This is a genomic window from Streptomyces sp. 11x1, from assembly GCF_032598905.1.
In the GTDB taxonomy this organism is placed as follows: Bacteria; Actinomycetota; Actinomycetes; order Streptomycetales; family Streptomycetaceae; genus Streptomyces.
Window position 1 is genome coordinate 8,957,995 of the sequence record NZ_CP122458.1, and the last position, 24,331, is coordinate 8,982,325.

At 71.8% G+C, this 24,331-nt stretch carries 19 protein-coding genes; 15 read left to right on the forward strand and 4 right to left on the reverse strand.

Annotation, left to right across the window (positions count from 1 at the left end):
- Nucleotides 1–7: 7 nt before the first annotated feature.
- On the reverse strand, nucleotides 8–2,161 hold the full coding sequence (locus tag P8T65_RS39420; RefSeq protein ID WP_316730160.1) for an MMPL family transporter: 2,154 nt from the start codon (nucleotides 2,159–2,161) through the stop codon (nucleotides 8–10).
- Between the two features lie 161 nt (nucleotides 2,162–2,322).
- On the opposite strand from P8T65_RS39420, the gene rpe reads away from it, so the two are divergent.
- From rpe to P8T65_RS39445, 5 genes are all read left to right on the forward strand, one after another.
- Nucleotides 2,323–3,009, forward strand: coding sequence for a ribulose-phosphate 3-epimerase (rpe, locus tag P8T65_RS39425; RefSeq protein ID WP_316730161.1), 687 nt, complete (start codon nucleotides 2,323–2,325; stop codon nucleotides 3,007–3,009).
- 159 nt (nucleotides 3,010–3,168) lie between these two features.
- Nucleotides 3,169–4,212: a sugar-binding transcriptional regulator gene (locus P8T65_RS39430; protein WP_215451002.1), complete on the forward strand. Its 1,044-nt coding sequence runs from the start codon at nucleotides 3,169–3,171 to the stop codon at nucleotides 4,210–4,212.
- A 294-nt stretch (nucleotides 4,213–4,506) separates the two neighbouring features.
- Entirely contained in the window at nucleotides 4,507–5,949 is a 1,443-nt protein-coding gene (locus tag P8T65_RS39435; RefSeq protein WP_316730163.1) for a GuaB1 family IMP dehydrogenase-related protein, read from the forward strand.
- Nucleotides 5,950–6,393: 444 nt separating this feature from the next.
- Nucleotides 6,394–7,647, forward strand: a complete 1,254-nt coding sequence (locus P8T65_RS39440) for a transposase (protein ID WP_316730164.1) — start codon at nucleotides 6,394–6,396, stop codon at nucleotides 7,645–7,647.
- A gap of 82 nt (nucleotides 7,648–7,729) precedes the next feature.
- Nucleotides 7,730–8,182 carry an Lrp/AsnC family transcriptional regulator gene (locus P8T65_RS39445; protein ID WP_045557267.1) on the forward strand — a complete coding sequence of 151 codons (453 nt, stop codon included), beginning with the start codon at nucleotides 7,730–7,732 and terminating at the stop codon, nucleotides 8,180–8,182.
- A gap of 94 nt (nucleotides 8,183–8,276) precedes the next feature.
- Here P8T65_RS39445 and P8T65_RS39450 read toward each other — a convergent pair whose 3' ends face one another.
- Nucleotides 8,277–9,017, reverse strand: a complete 741-nt coding sequence (locus P8T65_RS39450) for a GntR family transcriptional regulator (RefSeq protein WP_316730166.1) — start codon at nucleotides 9,015–9,017, stop codon at nucleotides 8,277–8,279.
- 227 nt (nucleotides 9,018–9,244) lie between these two features.
- On the opposite strand from P8T65_RS39450, the gene P8T65_RS39455 reads away from it, so the two are divergent.
- The 8 genes from P8T65_RS39455 (at nucleotide 9,245) to P8T65_RS39490 (ending at nucleotide 18,934) form a co-directional block, all read left to right on the forward strand.
- Nucleotides 9,245–10,396: an extracellular solute-binding protein gene (locus P8T65_RS39455; protein ID WP_316730167.1), complete on the forward strand. Its 1,152-nt coding sequence runs from the start codon at nucleotides 9,245–9,247 to the stop codon at nucleotides 10,394–10,396.
- Nucleotides 10,393–11,295, forward strand: a complete 903-nt coding sequence (locus tag P8T65_RS39460) for an ABC transporter permease subunit (protein ID WP_316730169.1) — start codon at nucleotides 10,393–10,395, stop codon at nucleotides 11,293–11,295. The genes P8T65_RS39455 and P8T65_RS39460 overlap by 4 nt, the downstream gene beginning before the upstream one ends.
- Entirely contained in the window at nucleotides 11,283–12,131 is an 849-nt protein-coding gene (locus P8T65_RS39465; protein ID WP_184896431.1) for an ABC transporter permease subunit, read from the forward strand. The genes P8T65_RS39460 and P8T65_RS39465 overlap by 13 nt, the downstream gene beginning before the upstream one ends.
- A gap of 3 nt (nucleotides 12,132–12,134) precedes the next feature.
- Nucleotides 12,135–13,217, forward strand: coding sequence for an ABC transporter ATP-binding protein (locus P8T65_RS39470; protein WP_316730171.1), 1,083 nt, complete (start codon nucleotides 12,135–12,137; stop codon nucleotides 13,215–13,217).
- A 68-nt stretch (nucleotides 13,218–13,285) separates the two neighbouring features.
- On the forward strand, nucleotides 13,286–14,791 hold the full coding sequence (locus P8T65_RS39475; protein WP_316730173.1) for an HAD-IA family hydrolase: 1,506 nt from the start codon (nucleotides 13,286–13,288) through the stop codon (nucleotides 14,789–14,791).
- 135 nt (nucleotides 14,792–14,926) lie between these two features.
- A complete protein-coding gene (locus P8T65_RS39480; protein WP_316730175.1) occupies nucleotides 14,927–16,126 on the forward strand; it encodes an MFS transporter in 1,200 nt (399 codons plus the stop codon).
- Between the two features lie 249 nt (nucleotides 16,127–16,375).
- Nucleotides 16,376–17,164: a carbon-nitrogen hydrolase family protein gene (locus P8T65_RS39485; RefSeq protein ID WP_316730176.1), complete on the forward strand. Its 789-nt coding sequence runs from the start codon at nucleotides 16,376–16,378 to the stop codon at nucleotides 17,162–17,164.
- Nucleotides 17,165–17,221: 57 nt separating this feature from the next.
- Nucleotides 17,222–18,934 (forward strand): NAD(P)/FAD-dependent oxidoreductase, encoded by a 1,713-nt coding sequence (locus tag P8T65_RS39490; RefSeq protein ID WP_316730178.1) that lies wholly within the window; start codon nucleotides 17,222–17,224, stop codon nucleotides 18,932–18,934.
- A gap of 300 nt (nucleotides 18,935–19,234) precedes the next feature.
- Here P8T65_RS39490 and P8T65_RS39495 read toward each other — a convergent pair whose 3' ends face one another.
- Nucleotides 19,235–19,972: a DUF5995 family protein gene (locus tag P8T65_RS39495; RefSeq protein WP_316730180.1), complete on the reverse strand. Its 738-nt coding sequence runs from the start codon at nucleotides 19,970–19,972 to the stop codon at nucleotides 19,235–19,237.
- 209 nt (nucleotides 19,973–20,181) lie between these two features.
- On the opposite strand from P8T65_RS39495, the gene P8T65_RS39500 reads away from it, so the two are divergent.
- Nucleotides 20,182–21,348 (forward strand): glycoside hydrolase family 6 protein, encoded by a 1,167-nt coding sequence (locus tag P8T65_RS39500; RefSeq protein WP_316731869.1) that lies wholly within the window; start codon nucleotides 20,182–20,184, stop codon nucleotides 21,346–21,348.
- 108 nt (nucleotides 21,349–21,456) lie between these two features.
- Here the strand turns inward: P8T65_RS39500 and P8T65_RS39505 are convergent, their stop codons facing one another.
- Complete coding sequence (locus P8T65_RS39505) at nucleotides 21,457–22,668, reverse strand: MFS transporter (RefSeq protein WP_316730182.1); 1,212 nt, start codon at nucleotides 22,666–22,668, stop codon at nucleotides 21,457–21,459.
- Nucleotides 22,669–23,104: 436 nt separating this feature from the next.
- Between P8T65_RS39505 and P8T65_RS39510 the strand changes: the two genes are divergently transcribed.
- On the forward strand, nucleotides 23,105–24,319 hold the full coding sequence (locus tag P8T65_RS39510; RefSeq protein WP_316730183.1) for an ROK family transcriptional regulator: 1,215 nt from the start codon (nucleotides 23,105–23,107) through the stop codon (nucleotides 24,317–24,319).
- Nucleotides 24,320–24,331 lie beyond the last annotated feature (12 nt).

The following is a 24,331-nucleotide window of genomic DNA, read 5'->3' on the forward strand; positions in this document are numbered from 1 at the left end:
CTGCCTGTCAGCCGTCCGGCCCCGCGGCGCTGCCCACCGGTTCCTTCGGCGGCGGTGGCGGTGTTCCGCCGTCCTCCCGGGCCAGCCGGTGCGGCCACCACACCTTCGGGCCGACATCCAGGAACAGGGCCGTGACCAGCACGGAGCGGACGATGAAGGTGTCCAGGAGCACGCCCAGGGCGACCGCGAAGCCGATCTCGGCGAAGGCGACCATCGGGAGCGTGCCGAGGGCGGCGAAGGTGCCGGCGAGGACCAGGCCGGCCGAGGTGATCACCGCGCCGGTCGTCGCCAGGCCGGTCACCACGGCCTTGCGGGTGCCCTGGTGGGTGGCCTCCTCGCGGATGCGGGTGGTCAGGAAGATGTTGTAGTCGATGCCCAGGGCGACCAGGAACACGAAGACGAACAACGGGAAGTCGGTCGACTCGCCCGCGTAGTCGAAGAGGTGTCTGAACGCGAGCGCGCTGATGCCCAGCGCGGCGGCGAAGGACAGGATCACCGTCCCGATCAGCAGGAGCGGGGCGATCAGGGCGCGGAGCAGGGCACAGAGGATCAGCAGGACCACGACCAGCACCAGCGGGATGATCAGGATGTTGTCGTGGGTGGTCGCCTCGTCCATGTCCAGCAGGGCCGCCGTACCGCCGCCCACCTGGGCGTCGGCGTCCGGTACGGCGTGCACGGCGTCCCGGACCCGCTCCACGGTCTGCTTCGCCGCCTCACTGTCGGCCGGGTCGGACATGGTCGCTTCGAAGAGGACCCGGCCGTCGTGGGCGGGTTTCGTGCCGGGCGGCAGGCCGAGCGAGTCCGGCACGACGCCTTCCGTGTCGGCGACGACCCGGCCCACCTCCCGGGCCTGCTCCTGGTTGCTGATGATCACGAGCGGATCGCCGCTACCCGCGGGGAAGTAGCGCGCGGAGACCTCCTGGCCGACGATCGAGTCCGGTTTGCCGGTGAAGGCGTCCGCGTTGCTGATGCCTTCCGCGCGCAGTTGGATCAGGCCCAGTGAGCACAGCGCGAGGGCGGCCGCCGTCGCCACCCAGACCGTGCGGGGGCGGCGGGAGAAACGGTGGCCCATCCGGGCCCACACACCCCGCTCGGTCGGGTCGGGGGTGCCGAGGTGCGGGATCACCGGCCAGAAGATCCAGCGGCCGAAGATCACCAGCAGGGCGGGGAACAGGGTCAGCATCGCGAGCAGTGCGATCGCCACACCGATGGCCGCCACCGGACCCAGACCGCTCGTGGAGTTCATCTCGGCCGCCAGCAGCACCAGCATGCTCAGCACGACCGTCGCGCCGGACGCCAGCACCGCCGGGCCCGCCCGGTGCAGGGCGAGGGCCATCGCCTCGTGGCGGTCCTCGTGACGGCGCAGCTCCTCGCGGTAGCGGGCCACGAGCAGGAGTGCGTAGTCGGTGCCAGCGCCGAAGACGAGGACGGTGAGGATGCCCGCGCTCTGGCCGTTCACGGTCAAGCCGGCGTGTTCCGCGAGCAGATAGATCAGGGCCTGGGCCGTGAACAGGGCCGCGACGACCGCGAGGAGCGGCACCAGGAGGAGGGTCGGACTGCGGTAGGTGAGCAGCAGCATCACGATGACGACGGCCATCGCCGAGAGCAGCAGGGTGGAGTCGATGCCCTCGAACGCCTCGGAGAAGTCGGCGGACGTGCCGCCCGGACCCGTGATGTGCACGGCGAGTCCGTCGCCGCCCTCACCCACGTCGTCCCGGATCGAGTCCACCGCCGGCGCGATCCGCTCCCAGCCCTTCTCGTCCATCGTGATCGGCACGTAGACCTGGGCGGCCCTCGGGTCGACCGCGCGGTCGTAGACGGGACCACGGGTCTGGTCGCCGATGATCTTGTGGGCGGTCAGCTGCTTGAGCTCCCGTACGTCCGCCTCGATCGTCGCCCGGTCCTCGGCGGTCAGACCGCTCTCCCGGGCGTAGACCACGACCGCCGGTATCTGTTCCGGCCGGAAGTCCTCGGAGATCTCCAGGACCTGGGTCGACTCGGCCGAGCCCGGCAGCCAGGAGGCGGCGTCGTTGTCCTGGGCGTCGGTGAGCTTCGTGGCGAACGGCGCGACCACGAACAGCACCACCAGCCACAGTCCCAGCACGACCCACTTGGCCCGCCGGCCGCAGACGAGGTGCCCGATGCCGAGGTTCCCTGTCATACCGACCTCCACGACCGCGCCCTCTCAGGGGCGCGGGACAGTGACATCTGCGGCTTCGCCGCGTCGGCGCGAGCGACCACGACGGGCCCGCGGCCGACGAACCACGGTCTACACCCCGGACCGATGCCCGCAACCCCTGGAGGGCATGGCAGTCTTGGCCCATGGCCGCGCAGATCAACCCCAGCATCCTGTCCGCCGACTTCGCCCGTCTCGCCGACGAGGCGAAGGCGGTCGAGGGAGCCGACTGGCTCCATGTAGACGTGATGGACAACCATTTCGTCCCGAACCTCACGCTCGGTGTGCCGGTCGTAGAATCCCTGGCCCGTGCGACGGAGACGCCGCTGGACTGCCATCTGATGATCGAGGCCCCCGATCGGTGGGCGCCCCAGTACGTGGAAGCGGGTGCCGGTTCCGTCACCTTCCACGTGGAGGCCGCCGCCGCACCGGTGCGGCTCGCCCGCGAGATCCGGGCCAAGGGGGCCAGGGCCTCCATGGCGCTCAAGCCCGCGACGCCGATCGAACCGTTCGAGGACCTGCTGCCCGAACTCGACATGGTGCTGATCATGACGGTCGAACCGGGCTTCGGAGGCCAGGCCTTTCTCGACATCATGCTCCCGAAGATCCGCCGGACCCGCGAGTTGATCAGCAAGCACGGCCTCGACCTGTGGCTCCAGGTCGACGGCGGGGTCGCCGCGTCCACCATCGAGCGCTGCGCCGAGGCCGGCGCGGACGTCTTCGTCGCCGGTTCCGCGGTCTACGGGGCGCAGGACCCGGCCGAGGCGGTCCGCGCGCTGCGGGCCCAGGCGGAGGCCGCGACGACGACCGCGGGCTGGGCCTGCGGCCACTGAATGCCGGGCCTGCGGCCACTGAATTACGGAGGAACGCCCGGGCGAACGCCGAGGCCGGCGGGGCACGTCGTGCGTCCAGAGGGCCAAGGAAACGTGAACGGCGTTCCTTCGGGCTGATCGAAAACGTCGGATCTGCAAGGATGAACGGCGTATCCATGTGTGAAGAGCAGTGAGGAGATGACCGTGTCGGGTATGTCGGCGGGCCGGTCAGCCATGCGGATGGGACCCGCTGAGCTGGTTCAGGCGGCGGCCATGGCACGCCGTTTCTACCTCGAGGGCAAGTCCAAGATCCAGATCGCCGAGGAGTTCGGTGTGAGCCGCTTCAAGGTGGCCCGGGTCCTGGAGACCGCCCTCGAGCGGGATCTCGTACGGATCGAGATCCGTGTCCCGGCGGAGCTGGACGCGGAGCGTTCCGACGCGCTGCGGGCCCGGTACGGCTTGCGGCACGCCGTGGTCGTCGAGTCCCCGGCCGACGCCGAGGAGTCCCCCGACCCGGAGAACCTCGGCGAGGTCGCCGCGGACCTGCTCGGTGAACTGGTCAACGAGGGCGATGTCCTCGGCCTCGCCTGGGGCCGCTCCACCATCCACATGGCGGCCGCCCTGGACCGGCTGCCGCCCTGCACGGTGGTGCAGCTGACGGGCGTGTACGACGCCGGGACCGCCGAGCGCGGCTCGGTCGAGGCGGTGCGGCGGGCCGCCCAGGTGTCCGGCGGCGACGCCCACCCCATCTACGCGCCGATGCTGCTGCCGGACGCGGCCACCGCGGCCGCGCTGCGCCATCAGACCGGGATCGCGCGGGCCTTCGAGTACTTCGACAAGGTCACGGTCGCCTGTGTCTCCATCGGCTCCTGGGAGGCGGGCATCTCCACCGTGCACGACATGCTCAGCGACGAGGAGCGGGGGCACTACGCCTCCCTCGGGGTCGCCGCCGAGATGTCGGCGCACCTCTTCGACGCCGACGGCCGCCGGGTCGGGCGCGACCTCGGCGAGCGGTGCATCACGGTCAAGGCCGACCAGCTCCGCCGTATCCCCGAGGTCGTCGCGATCGCGGGCGGGCAGCGCAAGGCGGCCGCGATCGACGCCGTGCTGCGTTCGGGGCTGGTGACCAGCCTCGTCACGGACACCTCGGCCGCGGACTCTCTGCTGACAGCCGGCCAGACACCGCGTCCGGCGCTCAACCGGGCGGACCCGGACGGGGTGTAGCGCTCCGCCGGGCCGGGGGAAGGGCGAGTGGGGGACTGGGGCCGGTGGATAGCCGCGGCTCCGCTGTGGCTGGTCGCGCGGTTCCCCGTGCCCCTGACGGGGCGGGTGGGCTTTCGGTGAGTACGGGATGCGTGGAGACTGCGCTCTCGGAGGATCCTCCTAGGCCGCCCGAGGCCCCTCTGGAGGATCCGTCGGGGCCGCTCATACCCGCCGACATGGGACAATGAGGTACGTGCTCTTCCCCCTGGCGGTCCTGTCAGGGGGTCACCTCTGAACCACTGGGATGTGCGGCACGTGCGTTTCCTCAATGACATCCAGCCCGCGTACGACCTGACGTACGACGACGTCTTCATGGTCCCGAGCCGTAGCGCCGTCGGATCGCGGCAGGGCGTGGACCTGGCCTCCCCGGACGGCACGGGCACCACCATCCCGCTCGTCGTCGCCAACATGACCGCCATCGCCGGCCGCCGGATGGCCGAGACGGTCGCCCGCCGCGGTGGCCTGGTGGTCATCCCGCAGGACATCCCGATCGAGGTCGTCACCGACGTCATCTCCTGGGTGAAGAGCCGCCACCTCGTCCTCGACACCCCGATCGTGCTCAACCCCCACCAGACGGTCGCCGACGCGCTGGCCCTGCTGCCGAAGCGCGCGCACAACGCGGGCGTCGTCGTCGACGAGGGGCTCCGGCCCGTCGGCGTCGTCACCGACACGGATCTCACCGGTGTCGACCGCTTCACCCAGCTCGAAGTCGTCATGTCCCGGGACCTGTTGCTCCTCGACGCCGACATCGACCCCCGTGAGGCCTTCAACCGGCTCGACGCGGCCAACCGCCGGTACGCGCCCGCCGTCGACCGGGACGGCCGTCTCGCGGGCATCCTGACCTGCAAGGGCGCGCTCCGCGCCACGCTGTACAGTCCCGCCGTCGACGCGAACGGCAAGCTGAGGGTCGCCGCCGCCGTCGGCGTCAACGGCGACTTCGTGGGCAAGGCCAAGCAGTTGCTCGACGCGGGCGTCGACACGCTCGTCATCGACACCGCGCACGGCCACCAGGAGTCGATGATCACCGCGATCAAGCTGGTGCGCGATCTCGACCCCCGGGTGCCGATCGTGGCGGGCAACATCGTCGCCGCCGAGGGCGTGCGGGACCTGATCGAGGCCGGCGCGGACATCATCAAGGTCGGTGTCGGGCCCGGCGCGATGTGCACGACCCGCATGATGACCGGGGTCGGGCGCCCGCAGTTCTCCGCCGTCCTGGAGTGCGCGGCCGAGGCGAAGAAGTACGGCAAGCACGTGTGGGCCGACGGCGGCGTGCGCCACCCCCGCGATGTCGCCATGGCGCTGGCCGCGGGCGCGTCCAACGTGATGATCGGGTCGTGGTTCGCGGGGACGTACGAGTCGCCCGGCGACCTCCAGCAGGACGCCGGCGGGCGGCTGTACAAGGAGTCGTACGGGATGGCGTCCGCGCGGGCCGTCCGTAACCGGACGAGCGAGGAGTCGGCGTACGACCGGGCGCGCAAGGCGCTGTTCGAGGAGGGCATCTCGACGTCGCGGATGTTCCTGGACCCGGCGCGGCCGGGGGTCGAGGACCTGATCGACTCGGTGATCGCGGGGGTGCGGTCCTCCTGCACCTACGCGGGGGCCGGGTCGTTGGAGGAGTTCGCCGAGCGGGCGGTCGTCGGGGTGCAGAGCGCTGCGGGGTACGCGGAGGGCAAGCCTCTGCACGCCAGCTGGAGTTAGGGCGCCTTCGGATCCGGGAAGCGGTGTGTCGGCGGGCGAGGGCTCGGCACGGGCTCGCTCGAGGGTTTCCCGCAAGGAGCACACCCACCGGGGAACGAGACACCCGCGTTCGCCCACAGGCGACTCTGTCGAGCAGGCCGCTGTCTCCGGTGCTGCCCGCGCTGGGATTCGGGTTCTGCGTCTGGATGAGGGGAGCCGTGGGGCTCGTGTTCTACTTCAGCGAGATCCTTGCGAGAGACCCCTAGCGCTTACGCCTGGGAGGAATCGCATCGTGTGGTGGCGACGCGGAGCGTCGCGGCGTCCGGGAGTTCGGGGACGGAGCGCCCGTGGGGCTGTCCGGCGGAGCCGGGGGGTGTCGAACGTGCGGTCTGCAGGTCGCTGGATGGTGGGACGGGTGTGCGGAAGTCGTCTGTGCGTGCGGAAGGCTGGGTAGGTTCGGGCGCCATGAAGCAGGTGGTGCAGGTCAAGCTGTTGCCGACGTCCGTACAGGCGGAGGCGCTTGAGGCGACCCTGCGCGCCTGCAACGAGGCGGCGTCCTGGGCGTCGGAGGTCGCCTTCGTCGAGGATGTGAAGCGGACCTTCGCGCTGCGCGAGCACACCTACTCCAAGATCAGGCAGCGGTGGGGGCTGGGCGCGCAGGCCGCCCAGCACGTCATCAAGAAGACCTGTGACGCCTATCGCACGCTGGCGGCGAATGCGAAGGCCGGGAACCTCGGCAAGCCGTGGTCCAAGCGGTACCGGCGGGCCACGGAGAAGCCGATCGCGTTCCGGTCCGAGGGCGCGCAGCCCTATGACGACCGGATGCTGTCCTGGCAGATCCCGGACCGCACCATCTCCATCTGGACGTTGTCGGGGCGGGTGAAGGGCGTGGCGTTCACCACCTCCCCGGAACAGCTCGCCCGCCTCGCCCTGTACCGCAAGGGCGAGTCCGACCTGCTGTACCGGGACGGCATGTGGTTCCTAAACGCCACCTGCGAAATCCCCGAAGCGCCCCTGAACATCGGCCCGGACGGCTTCCTCGGCATCGACCTGGGGATCGTGAACATCGCCACCACCTCCGACGGCCAGATCATGGCAGGGCGGGCCCTGAATCGGGGGCGGCTGCGCGAGCGCGCCCTGCGCACAAAACTGCAGAAGAAGGACACCCCCTCCGCCAGGCGTCGGCTGAAGAAGCGCGGGCGCAAGGAAGCACGGCGGGCCAAAGACATCAACCACAAGATCGCGAAACATGTGGTGGCCGAGGCAGAACGCACCGGACGCGGTATAGCCCTGGAGGACCTGACGGGCATCCGCGAACGGGTACGGCTTCGCAAGCCCCAACGGGCCGCCCACTCCAGCTGGGCCTTCGCCCAGTTGGGGCAGTTCATCGCGTACAAGGCCCGCAGGGCAGGGGTGCCGGTGGTGTACGTCGATCCGGCGTACACATCCCGCACCTGCGCCGAATGCGGTCACATCGACAAGGCGAACCGGGTCTCCCAGGCCTGGTTCGCGTGCCGGTCCTGCGGATTCGTTGATCACACAGACCGCAACAGCTCCCGCAACATCTGCGCCCGCGCGGAAGAGTTGTGGCGACGCGGGGCGCAGTCAACCGCCCCAGACCCACCCCCGACACCCGAGGGCGGGACCGGACGCAAGCGCAGCACCACAGCCAGTGGCGCCCGTTGTGCAAGCCCGGGACTTCAGTCCCAGGTACGTTGACTTACGGCTATCGCGACTCGCGACTCCCTCGATCCCGCGTCTCCCTCGTCCCCGTCTACCCCAGAGAAGTGATCCACCCGCTGTGCTGAACGATCTCGACGAACGCATCGTGCACGCCCTCGCCGAGGACGCCCGCCGCTCCTACTCCGACATCGGCCAACTCGTGGGGCTCTCCGCGCCCGCGGTGAAGCGGCGGGTGGACCGGCTGCGGGCGACCGGGGCGATCACCGGATTCACCGTCCGGGTGGATCCTGCCGCGCTCGGGTGGGAGACCGAGGGGTTCGTCGAGATCTACTGCCGGCGCAACACCTCGCCGGAGACGATCCAACGGGGGCTGGAGCGGTATCAGGAGGTGGTGGCCGCATCGACGGTCACCGGTGAGGCCGATGCCGTGGTGCAGGTGTTCGCTTCCGATATGCGGCACTTCGAGCGGGTGTTGGAGCGGATCGCCGGGGAGCCGTTCGTCGAGCGGACCAAGTCGGTGCTCGTCCTTTCTCCTTTGCTGCGGCGGTTTTCTTCCGGGTCGCCCGCCTGAGAGCTCGGGGTGGGCGGTTCGTCGGCGGGCGCGGGTGCGTGGGGGTTGTTCGCGCAGTTTCCCGCGCCCCTTGAAGGTGGCCGGGGTTCACACGTCACTCCGCGGTTTTTCTCGCCAGGGCGTTGTTGCCGATCGAGTTGTGGATGCTGAAGCTCACCGCGTCCGGGCGGTAGCGGTCGTCGGACCACTCCACCGGGCGGCCCTCGCGGGTGGTGGTGACCCGCCGGACCCGCAGGAGAGGGCTCGTGCGGCGCACGGTGAGGAGTTCGGCGTCCCGGGCGCCGGCCGCCACGGCGTCGATGACGTGCTCCCCGTAGGCGAAGACCAGGCCCGTGTCGTCGAGCAGGCGCTGGGTCACCGAGGGACAGTCCTCCTCGATGGGCTCGACGGCCGGGGAGATCCAGTCGGCGTAGACCGTGCGCTCCAGCAGGACGGGCTGCCCGTCCAGGCCCCGCAGCCGCAGCACGTGCAGAACCTGCGCGCCCGGGGCGAGCTGGAGGCGCACGCGGTCCTCGGCGGTGGCCGTCCGGTACTCCTGCGTGATCACCCGGCCCGTGGCCTCGCGGCCCATCGCGCGCGCCCACTGGGCGAAGCTGCGCAGCTCCGCGAAGCTCTGGCTGCGGCGGCCGGCCAGCACCACCCGGCGGGCACCCTGGCGTGAGCCGATGAGGCCCTCGGCGGTCAGGGTCGCCACGGCCTGGCGGACCGTGCCGCGTGAGACGCCGTAGCGGGCCGCGAGTTCGGTCTCCGGCGGCAGCAGACTGCCCACCGTGTACTCCTCACGGTCGATCGCCCGCCGCAGTGCCTCGGCGATCTCCTCGTGTCGCGCCGCCATGGTCCCCCTCCGCTCGTCCGGTCGCCCGCTGTGCGCAGCACGACCAGCCTAACGAGGTGGGGAAGGGGGTGCCGAACGTGACCTCCGGGCAGGGATTGTGCCGGAAAACGTGCACGAGTATTTCGCCGCTGTTTACGTGCGTGATATGAAGCGCGGACCTAATGAGGCCAACTTGTTCAGACAAGTGCTCCACCCAGATCGTCCCTGCGCGTACCCCTGGAGAGCTCGTGAACCTCTTCCCGCCGAGAACCGTCGTCATCGGTGGCGCCCTCGCAGCCGCCGTCCTCACCCTCAGCGCCTGTGGCGCGGCACCCGAGACCACCACCAGCGGCGACGGCGTCAACGCGGCCAAAGCGACCTCGGCCGAGGACTTCGGTGGCATGGACCAGCTGATCGCCGCCGCCAAGCGGGAGGGCAAGCTCAACGCGATCGCCCTGCCCCGTGACTGGGCCAACTACGGCGCGCTGATCGACGGCTTCGAGAAGAAGTACGGCATCAAGATCGAGGTCGAGAACCCGGACGGCGCCAGCCAGGACGAGATCAACGCCGTCACCTCGCGCAAGGGACAGGACCGCGCGCCCGACGTGCTCGACCTCGGCAGCTCCTTCGCCATCAGCGCCGCCCAGCAGGGGCTGCTCGCGCCGTACAAGGTGGCCGCGTTCGACGACATCCCCGAGGGTCAGAAGGACCCGAAGGGCCAGTGGTACAACGACTACGGCGGCTACATATCCATCGGGTGCGACGCCAAGCGGGTCAAGGAGTGCCCGGAGAGCTTCGCCGACCTGCTGGAACCGAAGTACAAGGGGCAGGTCGCCCTCAACGGCAACCCCACCAAGTCCGGTTCGGCCTTCGGCGGCGTCTGGGCGGCATCGCTGGCGAGCGGCGGTTCGTTCGACGACATCCAGCCCGGCCTCGACTTCTTCGCCAAGCTGAAGAAGAACGGCAACTACACGCCCGTCGAGTCGACCCCCGCGACCGTCGAGAAGGGCGAGACTCCCATCAGCATCGACTGGGACTACCTGAACGCCGGGTACGCCGACGAGTTCAAGTCCAAGGGCGTCGACTGGAAGGTCGTCGTCCCGGAGGACGGCAAGTTCTCGCAGTACTACTCCCAGGCCATCAACAAGGACGCCCCGCACCCGGCGACCGCCCGGCTCTGGCAGGAGTACCTCTACAGCGCCGAGGGCCAGAACCTGTGGCTCGCCGGCTACGCCCGCCCGGCCCTGATGCTCGCCATGGAGAAGGCCGGCACGCTGGACGAGACGGCCGCCGCCAAGCTGCCGAAGGTGTCGGGCACCCCCGAGTTCCCGACCGAGGAGCAGCAGACCAAGGCCAAGGACGCGCTCGCGCAGGGCTGGGCCAAGGCGGTCTCCGGGTGACCGCCGTCGTCACCGAGGCCGACCCGGCACTCGTGGCCGCCGCTTCCGTGAAGCGGCGGCCACGCCCCGGCGGCTGGCTCGCCGTGCTCCCGCTGCTGGCCTTCGTCGCGGTCGCCTTCGGACTGCCCGCCGTCGCCATGCTGAACGGCGCGTTCACCGTGAAGGACCCGGCCACGGGCGCCACGTCGTACACCACGGCGAACATGACGGCCTCCGTGCAGGGGGCCTACTTCACGGCCATGCTCGGCAGTGTGAAACTCTCCGCCGTCTCGGCGGGCCTCGCCGCCGTCCTGGGGCTGCCGCTCGCCCAGGCCGTGGTGACCTCCCGCTTCCCGGCGCTGCGCGAGGCCGTGCTCACCGCCTCCGGGGTGCTCGCCAACTTCGGGGGAGTCCCGCTCGCCTTCGCGTTCGTCGCCACTCTCGGCAACTCCGGTGTGCTGACCAGGCAGTTGGGTCTCACGGACAAGGGCTGGGACCTCTACAGCTTCTGGGGACTGGTCATCGTCTACCTGTACTTCCTGATCCCGCTGATGGTCCTCACCATCACCCCCGCCCTCGACGGACTACGCGTCCAGTGGCGGGAGGCCGCCCAGAACAACGGCGCCACCGGCATTCAGTACTGGATCCACGTGGCCCTGCCCGTGCTCGCGCCCTCACTGCTCGGCGGGCTGGTGCTGCTCTTCGGCAGCGCCTTCGCCGCGTACGCCACCGCCGCCGCCATGGTGGGCAGCTCCATCCCGCTGGTCACCCTGCAGATCGCCGACGCCATCTCCGGCAACGTCCTGGTCGGCCAGGAGAACGTGGCGCTCGCCCTCAGCCTCGACATGGTCCTGATCGCCGGACTGGTCATGGCCGTCTACCTGCCCCTGCAACGACGGAGTGCGCGATGGCTGGCCTGAACCCGGCGCGACCGGCGTCGCGCCGCCCGGCCCTGTGGCGTCCGCTGGTGTTCGCCTGTGCCGGGCTGTACTTCCTCGTCCCGCTCGCCGCCTCCGTGATCTTCACGGTCGACGTGCCCGGCGAGGGCGTCACCTTCGACGCCTACACGCGGATCCTGAGCACCGACGGCTTCGTGACCAGTCTGCTGCTCTCGCTGGAACTGGCCGCCGCGACCATCGCCGTCGTGCTGCTGCTGATGGTGCCCGCCATGGTCGCGCTGAGGCTCGGCGCCCCCCGACTGCGGCCCGTCGTCGAGGTGGTGTGCGCCCTGCCGCTGGTGGTGCCGCCGATCGCGTTCGTCGCCGGCCTCGGCACCGTGCTCAAGTGGGGGCCCGAACACCTCTCCAGGACCCCGCTGTTCCAGACCTTCGTCGCGGTCCAGAACCCCGACTTCCCCGTGGTCCTGGTCCTTGCCTACGTCGTGATGGCGCTGCCCTTCGTGCACCGCGCTCTGGACGCGGGGCTGCGCGCCATGGACGTCCGCACCCTCGTGGAGGCCGCCCGCAGCTGCGGGGCGAGCTGGCCGCAGGCTCTGGTGCGGGCCGTGCTGCCCAATCTGCGTGGGGCGCTGCTCAACTCCGCCTTCCTCACCCTGGCGCTCGTGCTCGGCGAGTTCACCGTCGCCCAACTGCTCGGCTTCCGGCCGTTCGCCGTGTGGATCGTCAACGTCAGCGGCTCGCAGGCCCAGCTGTCCGTGGCCGTCTCGGTGCTCAGCCTGCTCGTCACCTGGGCCATGCTCCTCGCGCTCGCCTCCTTCGGCGGACGTACCCGAACCGCTTCCGCCTCCGGGGGATGAACCATGACCGTGCTCGAGAATCTTGAGAAATCCGCTACCGACACCGCCGCCACCGTCGAATTCCGGGGCCTGCGCCGGGAGTTCGGCGCCACCGTCGCCCTCGACGGCCTCGACCTGGCCGTCCGCCCCGGCGAACTGCTCGCCCTGCTCGGCCCCTCCGGCTGCGGCAAGACCACCGCCCTGCGGATGCTTGCCGGCTTCGAACACCCCGACGCCGGCGAGGTGCTGGTCGACGGGGAGGACGTCACCCGCGTCCCGGCCCACCGGCGCGACGCCGGGATGGTCTTCCAGTCGTACAGCCTCTTCCCGCACCTCAGCGCCCTCGACAACGTGGCCTTCGGCCTGCGTATGCGCAAGGTGCGCACGGCAGAACGGCGGTCCCGGGCGGCCGAGTTGCTCGATCTCGTGGGCCTCGCCGACAAGGGCGCCCAGTATCCCCACCAGCTCTCCGGCGGCCAGCAGCAGCGCGTCGCCCTCGCCCGGGCGCTCGCCCTGCGGCCCCGTGTGCTGCTGCTCGACGAACCGCTCTCCGCCCTCGACGCCAAGGTGCGGCTCACCCTCCGCGAGGAGATCCGCCGGCTCCAGCAGGAGCTGGGCATCACCACCCTCTTCGTGACGCACGACCAGGAGGAGGCCCTGTCCATGGCCGACCGGGTCGCGGTGATGCACGCCGGACGCCTCGAACAGTGCGCCACCCCGGTGGAGTTGTACGGCCGCCCGGCCACCGCCTTCGTCGCCGAGTTCGTCGGCACGATGAGCCGGATCCCGGGCCGGCTCGACGGCACCACCGTCGAGGTCCTCGGCCGTCGGCTCCCCGTGGACGGCACGGCTCCGGACACCGCGGACGTGGACGTCCTGGTACGGCCGGAGGCGGTCGGCGTACGGGCGGACGACATCGGGGACGCCCGGGTCGTCGCCACCGCGTTCCTCGGCGCCGCCACCCGCCTCACCGTACGGCTCGCCGACGGAACCGAGGTCAAGGCCGACCTGCCCACCCACGAGGCGGCGGCCCTCGGCGCCGGGAGCTCCGTGACGGTCAGCCTCCCCGAGCGGCCGGTACTCGTCGCGGCCCGGCCCACCCGCTGAGACACGGGCGCCCGCTTCCCCACGGCGGGACCCGCAGTCCCGACACACCCCCACGGAAAGAGAGTCCCGTGTCCCGATCCCCGCTCCAGGCCGCCCTGTTCGACATGGACGGCACGCTCGTCGACACCGAGCGGCTGTGGTGGGAGGCGGTCGCAGAGGTGGCCGTCGGCCTCGGACGCGCGCTGACCGAGGCCGACCAGCCCGACGTACTGGGCCGCCCCGTCGAGCACACCGCCGGCTGGCTGGCCGCCCTCACCGGCGCCGACGGGGACACGCTCGCCGCCGAACTGCACCGGGAGTTCGCCGAACGGGTCCGCACCGGGATCGTGCCCCGCCCGGGCGCGCTGGAGCTGCTGCGGGCCCTGGCCCGCGAGGGCGTCCCCACCGCCCTGGTCACCGCGTCACCGCGTGCCGTCGCCGACACCGTCCTCGACGTCCTCGGCCGAGACCTGTTCGCCGTCTCCGTCACCGCCGACGACACCGAGCACACCAAGCCCGCCCCCGACCCCTACCTCGCCGCCTGTCACGCCCTCGGTGTCGACCCCGCCGCCTGCGTCGCCGTCGAGGACACCAGCACCGGGGTCACCTCGGCAGAGGCCGCCGGATGCGTGGTCCTCGCCGTTCCCTCGCTCGCCCCCATCGAGGAGGCCCCGGGCCGGACCGTACGGGAGAGCCTGGAGGCCGTGACACCGGCGAGCCTGCGGCTGCTGGTCGCGCCCGACGGACCCGCCCTGCGCGTGATGACCTGGAACCTCTGGTACGGCGGCACCAAGGTCCGCGACCATCGCGCCAAGCAGCTCAAGGTGATCACCGAGACCGGTGTCGACGTGGTCGGCCTCCAGGAGACGTACGGCACCGCCGCCCAGGAACTCGCCGACGCCCTCGGCTGGCACCACCACCGGGCCGGCGACAACCTCGGCATCATCAGCCGCCACCCGATCACGGCCCGCCTCGGTGACCCCGACGTCGGCTTCTACGGGGCCGCCGGCGTCCGTATCAGGACCGACACCGGCGCCGAGGTCGACATCTGGACGGTCCACCTCGACTACCAGCCGTACGGACCCTACGAGGCCGCCTTCGACGGGCTGCCGGCCGCCGAGCTGATCGCCCACGAGGAGGTGCGGCTGGCCCAGCTGCGGGACTGTCTGCGCCGGCTCGACGACACCGCGCCCGCCGTGCCCGTCGTGCTGGTCGGTGACTTCAACAGCCCCTCGCACCTCGACCGGCCGGACGTCGACTGGCCGGTGACCAGGGCCGCCGAGGCGGACGGACTGCGCGACTCCTACCGCGAGGCCCACCCCGACCCCGTGCGGCAGCCCGGCCACACCTGGTCGCCGATCCACGTCGAACACGAGGACGGCAGCGGCCGGCCCGAGCCGCAGGACCGGATCGACTTCGTCCTGCACCGGGGCCTCGCGGTGCTCGACTCCCGGACCCATGTCAGCGGCACCCCCCGCCCGTGGCCGGACGTCGAGGACAACGACTGGCCGTCGGACCACGCCGCGGTGATCACCACGTTCGCGCTGGAGCCGCAGCCGCAGCCGCAGCCGGACGCCGGGCGCGATCCCCGATAACCCCTGGGCCGGAAGGTGCGGCCGGGCTAGCATCGGTGCCATGACCTGGCGACATTGATCCACCAGCCGCGCCTCCCGAGGACCGCCTCGGACGCCGTACCGACGACGTCCGATCCGCTCCCTCGGGAAGGCCTCATGACTCTCTCACCCGCGCGTGCGCCCGGTGACGCGACCACCGGTGTCCGGCGGCTCACGGCCACGCTGTACGCCTACGCGTTCCTCGACGACTTCGTGCTGCTCTACCCGGTGTACGCGCTGCTGTTCAGCGACACCGGCCTGTCGATCTGGCAGATCTCCTCCCTGTTCGCCCTGTGGTCCGTCACCGGGATCGTGCTGGAGGTGCCCTCCGGTGCCTGGGCCGACGCCGTCTCCCGGCGACTGCTGCTGTGGGCGGGGCCGCTGCTCACCGCCGTCGGCTTCGCCCTGTGGGTGATCGTTCCCTCGTACTGGGCCTTCGCTCTCGGGTTCGTCCTGTGGGGAGTGCGCGGCGCGCTCGGTTCCGGTGCGCTGGAAGCGCTGGTCTACGACGAGTTCGACCGGCTGGGCGCCGCCGACCGGTACGCGCGGGTCGTCGGCCGGGCCCAGGCGGTCGGCATGGTCGCCGTGATGGCCGCGATGGGGTTCGCCGGTCCGGTCCTCGACCTCGGCGGCTACCCGGCCGTGGGCACGGCGAGCATCCTGGCCTGTGTGCTGACCTCGGTGACGGCCACGCGGTTCCCCGAACACCGGGAAGCGGTGCCGGGGCCGAAGCACGACTCCACCCTCGCCACCCTGCGGGCGGGGCTCACCGAGGTCCGCCGGGACCGGTCCGTACGGGGCGCGATGCTTCTCGTGCCGGCCGTCGGGGCGGTCTGGGGCGCGCTCGACGAGTACACGCCGCTGCTGGTCCGGGACACCGGGGTGGCCGAGCAGACGGTTCCGTACCTGCTGCTGGTGATCTGGGTGGGGCCGGCGATCGGCAGCCTGCTGACCGGCCTGGGGGAGCGGTGGGGCACGGCCCGGCTGGGGTCGGTGCTCGCGGGCTCGGCGGTCGCGCTGGCCGTGGGGGCGCTGCTGGGGACACCGGCCGGCATCGCTCTGGTGGCCGTCGCCTTCGGGGGCTTCCAGCTGGTCAACGTGCTCGCCGACGCGAGGTTGCAGGACCGGATCGACGCGGCTCGGCGGGCGACGGTGACGTCCGTCGCGAGCATGGGGACCGAGACGGCGACGGTCGCCGTCTTCGCCGCGTACGCGGTGATCGGGGCGGCGGGGTATGCGCACGGGGTGGTGTTCGCCGTGTTCGCGGTGCCGTATCTCGTGACGGCGGGTGTGTTGGTGGGGCGAAGAGGCGCGTAGAGCGCGGGGCGCGTGGGCGGCTGCGGGTGCATTGTGGCTGATCGCGCAGTTCCCCGCGCCCCTCAAGGGGCGCGGGTGGCGCCCTTTCTCAGGCGCGCAACGAATCGTCGTGCGGGCCGGCACCCACGCAATGAATCGTCCCTCGGTGCGCAATGGCCGCCGCTTGTCCGGGTCGGCGCGGCGGCCGTACCGTCTTTCTGGCCCCCTTTCTGGCCCCCGAACACCCCTTTGTCCCGGTGAGGAACACGCATGCGTACCGCCCTGCTCCAGAGCTCCGGTCTGCCCGGCTCGGTCGTCGGGAACCTGAAGGTGCTCGACGAGGCCGCGGGGCGGGCCGCCGACGCCGGGGCGGGGCTGGTGGTGACGCCGGAGATGTTCCTGACGGGGTACGCGATCGGCGACGACATCGCGCGGCTCGCCGAGGCGGCCGACGGCGACTCGGCCGACGCGGTCGCCGAGATCGCGGGACGCCACGGCGTCGCGATCGTCTACGGGTACCCGGAGCGCGCCGGTGAGGCCGTCTTCAACTCGGCGCAGCTCGTCTCCGCCGAGGGCGTCCGACTGGCGAACTACCGCAAGACGCATCTCTTCGGCTGCTTCGAGCGCGACCACTTCGCACCCGGCGAGCGCAGCGTCGTCCAGGCCGACCTGGGCGGGCTCCGCGTCGGACTCCTGATCTGCTACGACGTGGAGTTCCCGGAGAACGTCCGCGCACACGCGCTCGCCGGCACCGATCTGCTGGTGGTGCCGACGGCCCAGATGCATCCCTTCCAGTTCGTCGCCGAGTCGATGATCCCGGTGCGGGCCTTCGAGAACCAGATGTACGTCGCCTACGTCAACCGGGTCGGCCGCGAGGGGGAGTTCGAGTTCGTCGGGCTCTCCACACTGGCCGGGCCGGACGGGGTCGCGCGCACCCGCGCCGGACGCGCGGAGGACCTCGTCCTCGCCGAGGTCGACCCCGCGTTCGTCGCGGCCTCCCGCGAGGCGAACCCGTATCTCCAGGACCGTCGCCCCGGTCTCTACGGCTCCCTCGTCTGAGCCCCGCCCCCCCGCCCCACCCCGAACACCCGCTTCACCGCAAGGAGTCCGTACCCCATGACGTCCACCGTGCCCAACGCCGTCGAGCACGCAGACGAGCAGCAGCCGCCGATCACCATGTTCGGCCCGGACTTCCCGTACGCGTACGACGACTTCCTGGCCCACCCGGCCGGTCTGGGCCAGATACCGGCCACCGAGCACGGGGCCGAGGTCGCGGTCATCGGCGGCGGGCTGTCCGGCATCGTGGCGGCGTACGAGCTGATGAAGATGGGGCTCAAGCCGGTCGTGTACGAGGCCGACCGGATCGGCGGGCGTCTGCGGACGGTCGGTTTCGACGGGTGCGATCCGTCGCTCACCGCCGAGATGGGGGCCATGCGCTTCCCGCCGTCCTCCACGGCGCTCCAGCACTACATCGACCTGGCGGGTCTGGAGACCCGGCCGTTCCCCAACCCCCTCGCGGAGGCCACGCCGTCGACCGTCGTCGACCTCAAGGGCGAGTCCCACTACGCCGAGACCATCGACGATCTGCCGCAGGTGTACCGGGACGTGGCCGCCGCCTGGAAGGCCTGCCTGGAAGAGGGCGCCGACTTCTCCGACATGAACCGGGCGCTGCGTGAGCGGGACGTGCCGCGCATCCGGGAGATCTGGGCGAAGCTCGTCGAGCGGCTCGACAACCAGACCTTCTACGGCTTCCTCTGCGACTCCGAGGCGTTCAAGTCCTTCCGGCACCGCGAGATCTTCGGCCAGGTCGGCTTCGGCACCGGCGGCTGGGACACCGACTTCCCCAACTCCATCCTGGAGATCCTGCGCGTCGTCTACACCGAGGCCGACGACCACCACCGCGGCATCGTGGGCGGCAGCCAGCAGCTCCCGCTGCGGCTCTGGGAGCGTGAGCCCGAGAAGATCGTGCACTGGCCGTTCGGGACGTCCTTGCGGTCCCTGCACGCCGAGGGGGAGCCGCGGCCCGCCGTCACCCGGCTGCAGCGGACCGCCGGCAACCGGATCACGGTGACGGACGCGAACGGTGACATCCGTACGTACCGGGCGGCGATCTTCACCGCCCAGTCCTGGATGCTGCTGTCGAAGATCGCCTGTGACGACTCGCTCTTCCCGATCGACCACTGGACGGCCATCGAGCGGACCCACTACATGGAGTCCAGCAAGCTCTTCGTGCCCGTGGACCGGCCGTTCTGGCTCGACAAGGCCGTCGACGACAGGGGAAATCCGACCGGGCGGGACGTGATGTCGATGACGCTCACCGACCGGATGACGCGCGGGACCTACCTCCTCGACGACGGCCCCGACAAGCCCGCCGTCATCTGCCTCTCCTACACCTGGTGCGACGACAGCCTCAAGTGGCTGCCACTGTCGGCGAACGAGCGGATGGAGGTCATGCTGAAATCGCTCGGCGAGATCTACCCGAACGTCGACGTCCGCAGCCACGTCATCGGCAACCCGGTGACCGTCTCCTGGGAGAACGAGCCCTACTTCATGGGCGCGTTCAAGGCGAACCTGCCCGGCCACTACCGCTACCAGCGGCGCCTGTTCACCCACTTCATGCAGGACCGGCTGCCCGACGACAAGCGGGGCATCTTCCTCGCCGGCGACGACATCTCCTGGACGGCCGGCTGGGCGGAGGGCGCGATCCAGACCGCGCTCAACGCGGTCTGGGGTGTCATGCACCACTTCGGCGGCACCACGGACGCGACCAACCCCGGCCCGGGAGACCTCTACGACACGATCGCTCCCGTCGAACTCCCCGAGGACTAGAAGCGTCCTGAAGATCTTGAAAATGCGCCCGGCTTGCCCTGCTTGATGGCGATTGACATTTACCGGCAATCCAGGGTGAGTCGGGCGGCCAGAGCAAGATCTTCAGCGGTCTCCCAGGGCCTGTCGCTTGGACCACGCCTGGGCCGCGGGGCTTGGTAAGCACATCTGCCGCGTTGTCGTCAGTTGCCAACGCTCCGCGTTGACGCCGTCCTCCGCCTTGCAGCTGCACGCACCAAGCCCCGCTCACCGGCAGCCGTCAGGCGCCGTCGCCCGAAGCCGCCGTGATCCAAACGACAGACGCTAGGAGCGGGTTCGGGGCCAGTCGGCTCGCTCGGGCAGCGGGGTCAGCAGCATGCGGCCCGCCAGGCCCACCGCCGCGTCCAGCCGGTGGGCGAACTCCTCGGCGAGATCCGGGAGTCCGCGCAGCGCCCACAGCGCGCGGGCGGCCGACCAGCTGGCCTCACGGGCGCGTTCCAGGCTCCACGCGCCGAGCAGATGGGTGAGCGGATCAGCGATCTGAAGCAGATCGGGACCCGGCATCAGCTCCTCGCGGATACGTTCCTCCAACGCGACGAGGACATCGCCCACCTGCTCGAACTCGTCCTCCAGATCGGCTGGTCCGCAGCCGAGCGTACGACAGCTGTCCACGACGGCCAGCGCGAGATCGTGCCCGATGTGCGCGTTGATGCCGCAGAGGGCGAACTGCAGCGGGCGTACCCCGGGATGACGCCGGAACTGCAGCAGCGGCCGCCAGCACGCGGGTGCGCGGCCGCCCTCGGCGACGCTCAGATACCGCTCGGCGAAGAGCACGTCCAGAGTGATCGCGGCCTCGGCGTCCGGGAAGTGACCGGTGTCCAGGCGCCGGCCGATGGCCTCCGTGACGGCGAGGTAGACCCCGTTGAAGACCGCGATTCCGTCCCGCTCGGGAAGGACCGCGTCCAGTGCACGCATACGGCGGACGACGGTGTCCACCGCGCCGACCGCGACCGCCGTGCCCGTCGAGTCCCCGGAATTGGTGAAATGTTCCCACTGCGCCATAGGGGGCAGGGTCGCAGGCCTACGCTGACACCGGTGCCGCCGTGCCCGGCGCGTCCCCGGAACGGGGTAACGCGGGCGCGGCGGGAAGTGCCGGGGAGCCGACGCAGTGCGGCCCGGGGAGCAGGGGGGAGCACCACGTGTCAGGCTTACGCGCCCAGCGTCTGGCCGCACGCCGGGCCGAACGTCGGCGGGCGGTGCGGCGCGCGGCCATGACGGCCGCCGCGGCGATCGTGGCCGTCGTCGGAACGGTCACCGCGATGGTGGCGGCGACGGGCGGCGAGAGGGGCGACGAGGACCGACCGCCGACGAGCCGCTCAGGGGGCCACCCGTCCGGTCTCTCCGCCCCCTCCGCGCTTTCCGGCCCGACCGGACCGGCTTCTCCCGGCCCCACCTCCCCACGACACACCTCGACCTCGCCGTCGCCCTCGCACTCGCGCGGGCCCTCGGTGAAGGCCGGCACGGCGCCCTCGGCGGAGCGGACCGAACGGCGGGCCGCACCCGGGACCGGCCCCGGCGAGCTCTACCGCCACCCCGACTCGCAGGTCCTCGACTGGGTCCGTGACCACCCCGACGACCCGCGCGGCGCCGCCATCGAGACGGGCATCGCCGATCGCCCCGCCGCCGTCTGGTTCACCGCCCCCACCCCCGCCACGATCACCTCACAGGTCGCGGCGGTCGCCTCCGGGGGCGCCGCGCGGGACCAGGTGCCGGTCCTCGTGGCCTATGCGATCCCCGACCGGGACTGCGGCGGTGCCTCGCAGGGCGGGGCGCCGAACCTGGACGCGTACGACACCTGGATCGACGCGTTCGCCGCCGGGCTCGGCTCGGACGACGTCATCGTGATCCTGGAGCCGGACGCGATCGCCCAGTCCGACTGTCTCTCCGCCGACGCCCGCGCCGACCGCTTCTCCTCACTCGCCCGCGCGGGCCGGGTCGTCAAGGCGGCCAACCCGAGCGCCCGCGTCTACTACGACGCCGGGCACTCGGAATGGAACACCCCGGTCGAGCAGGCCGCACTCCTGCGGCAGGCGGGCGCCGCCGCTCCCGACGGCTCCGACGGCGTCTTCAGCAACGTGTCGAACTTCAACCGCACGCAAGCCGAGGTCGCCTACACCCGCCGAGTCCTCGACGCCCTCGGCGCTCCCGCCGACCTCGGCGCCGTCATCGACACCAGCCGCAACGGCAACGGCGCCCCGGCCGACGGCGCCTGGTGCGACCCCGCGGGCCGCGCCCTCGGCCGCCCACCCACCCTCACCACCGGCGAACCCCGCGTCGACGCCTATCTGTGGGTGAAACTCCCGGGCGAGTCCGACGGCTGCCGGGGGAGGGCCGGAGCGTTCTCGCCGGGGTACGCGTACGAGCTGGCGCGCGGGTGAGGGGGAGCCCGGCGCCCGGATCAGGGCTTCAGGTCGGGCAGCGGGGGAACCGGGCGCGGCCGGGTCAGGGCTTCAGGTCGGGCAGCGGGGGAACCGGGCGCGGCCGGGTCAGGGCTTCAGGTCGGGCAGCGCCACGTTCGGCCGGGGCACCTGCGGGCGGTCGCGATCGCTGGTGCGCAGCACGCCCGCGAAGACGACCAGGCCGCACGCCAGCACGGTCACCAGGCCGAACGAGACGACCAGGCTGGTCAGCTGCGCCAGGCCGCCGATCGCGCTCGGCGCGACGAGCCCCGAGGTGTAGGTGATGGTGGCGACCCCCGCGATGGCCAGACTGGGGTTCGACCCGCTGCGGCCCGCGGCGGCGAAGCAGAGCGGCACGACGACCGCGATGCCGAGGCCCATCAGGGCGAACCCGGTCATCGCCACCGCCGGTGCGTCCGCGACGACGATGAGGACCCCGCCGAGTGCGGCCAGCACGCCGCCGGCCCGGACGGTACGGACCGAGCCGAAGCGGTTGACCACCGCGTCGCCCGCCAGCCGGGCCACCGCCATGGTCAGCATGAACCCGGTGGTGCACGCCGCCGCGAGCCCGGCCGAGGTCTCCAACTGGTTCCGCAGGTAGACCGCCGACCAGTCCAGGGCCGCCCCCTCCGCGAACACCGCGCAGAACCCGACCGCGCCGATGAGCAGCGCCGACTTCGGCGGCAGCGCGAACCGGGGCGGCGGCTCCTCGTCCTCGGTGGGCCGCAGATCCAGGACCCACTGGCAGGCGATCAGCCCGAACGCGGTGAGCGAGGCCGCGGCGAGCGCGTGGTGCAGCCGGGCGTCCGACCCGAGGTGCGCGGCGAGCGTGCCGGCCGCCGAGCCGACGAGGGCGCCCGCGCTCCACATGCCGTGCAGCCCCGACATGATCGACTTCCCGAGGCGGTTCTCCACGTCGACACCGAGCGCGTTCATGGCGACATCCGCCGTGCCCGCCGACGCGCCGTAAACGAACAGCGCGAGACAGAGGGTCCAGAGGTTCGGCGCGAGGGAGGGCAGCACCAGGGCGAGCGTCCACAGCGAGAGCAGTCCGCGCAACGCCGTCCGGGCGCCGAACCGGTGGCTGATGCGTCCCGCAAGCGGCATGGCCAGGGAGGCGCCGATCGCGGGGAAGGCGAGTGCGAGACCCAGCTGGCCCGCGCTGACACCCGCATGGTCCTGGATCCACGGCACGCGGGTCGCGAACGAGCCGGTGACGGCGCCGTGCACCGCGAACACGGCCGCCACGGCGTACCGCGCCCGCCTCACCTCGCGCCGCTCGTAGATCACCGCGCTCATTCTCCGCCTCCGTGAATCCTCGGTATGCCGCGAGGCGCCGCGCCTCGGCTGTCGTCGCGTCGCGAGGGCGCCGAGCCCCGACTCCGGGTGCGCCACGAGGGCACTCGGCCGGCCTTCGGCTCTCGGCCGTCGTACGGACGGCGGCCCAGCCGGCGCTGCTCCCGGCGTCTCCCGTGCCCCGCGCCACGGATGCGTCCTGTACGGGGGCACACCCCCGCGCTCCGTTCCTCAGCCGCCTGCCTGTCTGCAACCGCCTGCCTGTCTGCCCGCCTACCGCCCTCGGCTCTCCGGTTCCCCGATGCCCTAGGCCCACCCGGGTCCCATGGCGCTGACGTAAACTATCAGGAACCCTGCCTGATAGATAGGAGGTGGGGCGGGGAGCAGGTGCTCCAGGCCCGACCACCCCTGAGCGCCGCCTTTCTGGGAGGATCCCGGCATGCCCGCATCACCCAGCACCGCCCGAGCCATCAACGACCGGCTCGCCCTGCGGCTGCTGCAGCAGGAAGGGCCGCTGACGGCAGGGCGGTTGAAGCAGCTCACGGGGCTGTCCCGGCCCACCGTGGCCGACCTCGTGGAGCGCCTCACGGCCGCCGGGCTGATCGAGGTCGTGGGGGAGTCCGGGGAGCAGCGGCGCGGGCCCAACGCCCGCGTCCACGGCATCGTCGCCGACCGCGCGCACCTCGCCGCCCTCGATGTGCGCACCGAGGGCGTCTCGGTCGTCGTGGCCGACCTGATCGGCACGGAGCTGACGCGGGCGTCCGTCCCGATCGCGGACGACACCGGCACCGGGCCCGCGGTGGAGCAGGCGGTCACCCTGGTGGAGCGCGCGGCCAAGGAAGCGGGCGCCGACCGGCTGCACACGGTGGTGATCGGCGCCCCCGGCCTGATCGACCCGGCCACCGGAGAACTCCGTGACTCCAGCGGCCTGCCGGCATGGCACCGCCGCCTGGTCGCCGCCCTCGGCGAACGGCTCCCCGCGCGCGTGCTCGTCGAGAACGAGACCAACCTCGCCGCGCTCGCCGAACAGCGCGACGGCGCCGCCCGCGACCGCGACACCTTCGTCCTCCTCTGGCTGGGCCTCGGCACCGGAGCGGCCGTGGTCCTCGACGGCCACCTCCGGCGCGGTGCCTCCGGCGGCACCGGGGAGATCGGCTTCCTCCCGGTCCCGGGCACGGCCACGGTCCCCTCGGCCGTCGACTGCGAGGGCGGCTTCCACTCCCTCGGCGGCGCGGCGGCGGTGACGGCGCTGGCCGCCGCACACGGCCTCACGGCCGAGGCCGCGCCGCACGAGCCGTACGCGGCGACGCTGGTGCGGTCGGCGGCGACCACCCTCGCCACGAACGACGCGGCGCCCGCGTCGGCGCCCGCGCCCCACGCCGCCTTCCTCGACGCCCTCTCCGACCGCGTGGCCATCGGCGCCGCCTCGGTCGTCGCCGTGCTCGACCCCGGGTGTGTGGTGCTCGGGGGTGAGGTCGGGCAGGCCGGTGGGGAGGAGCTCGCCGTCAGGGTGGGGGAGCGGCTGGCGGCCATGTCGCCGCTGCCGACGGAGGTGCGGGCCGGCGGCCTCGGCGGGACCGCGGTCCTGCGCGGCGCGTTGCTCATGGCCCGGGAGGCGGCCCAGGACGACCTGTTCGGAGCGCCCGCGCGGTAGGTCCGACGTCCA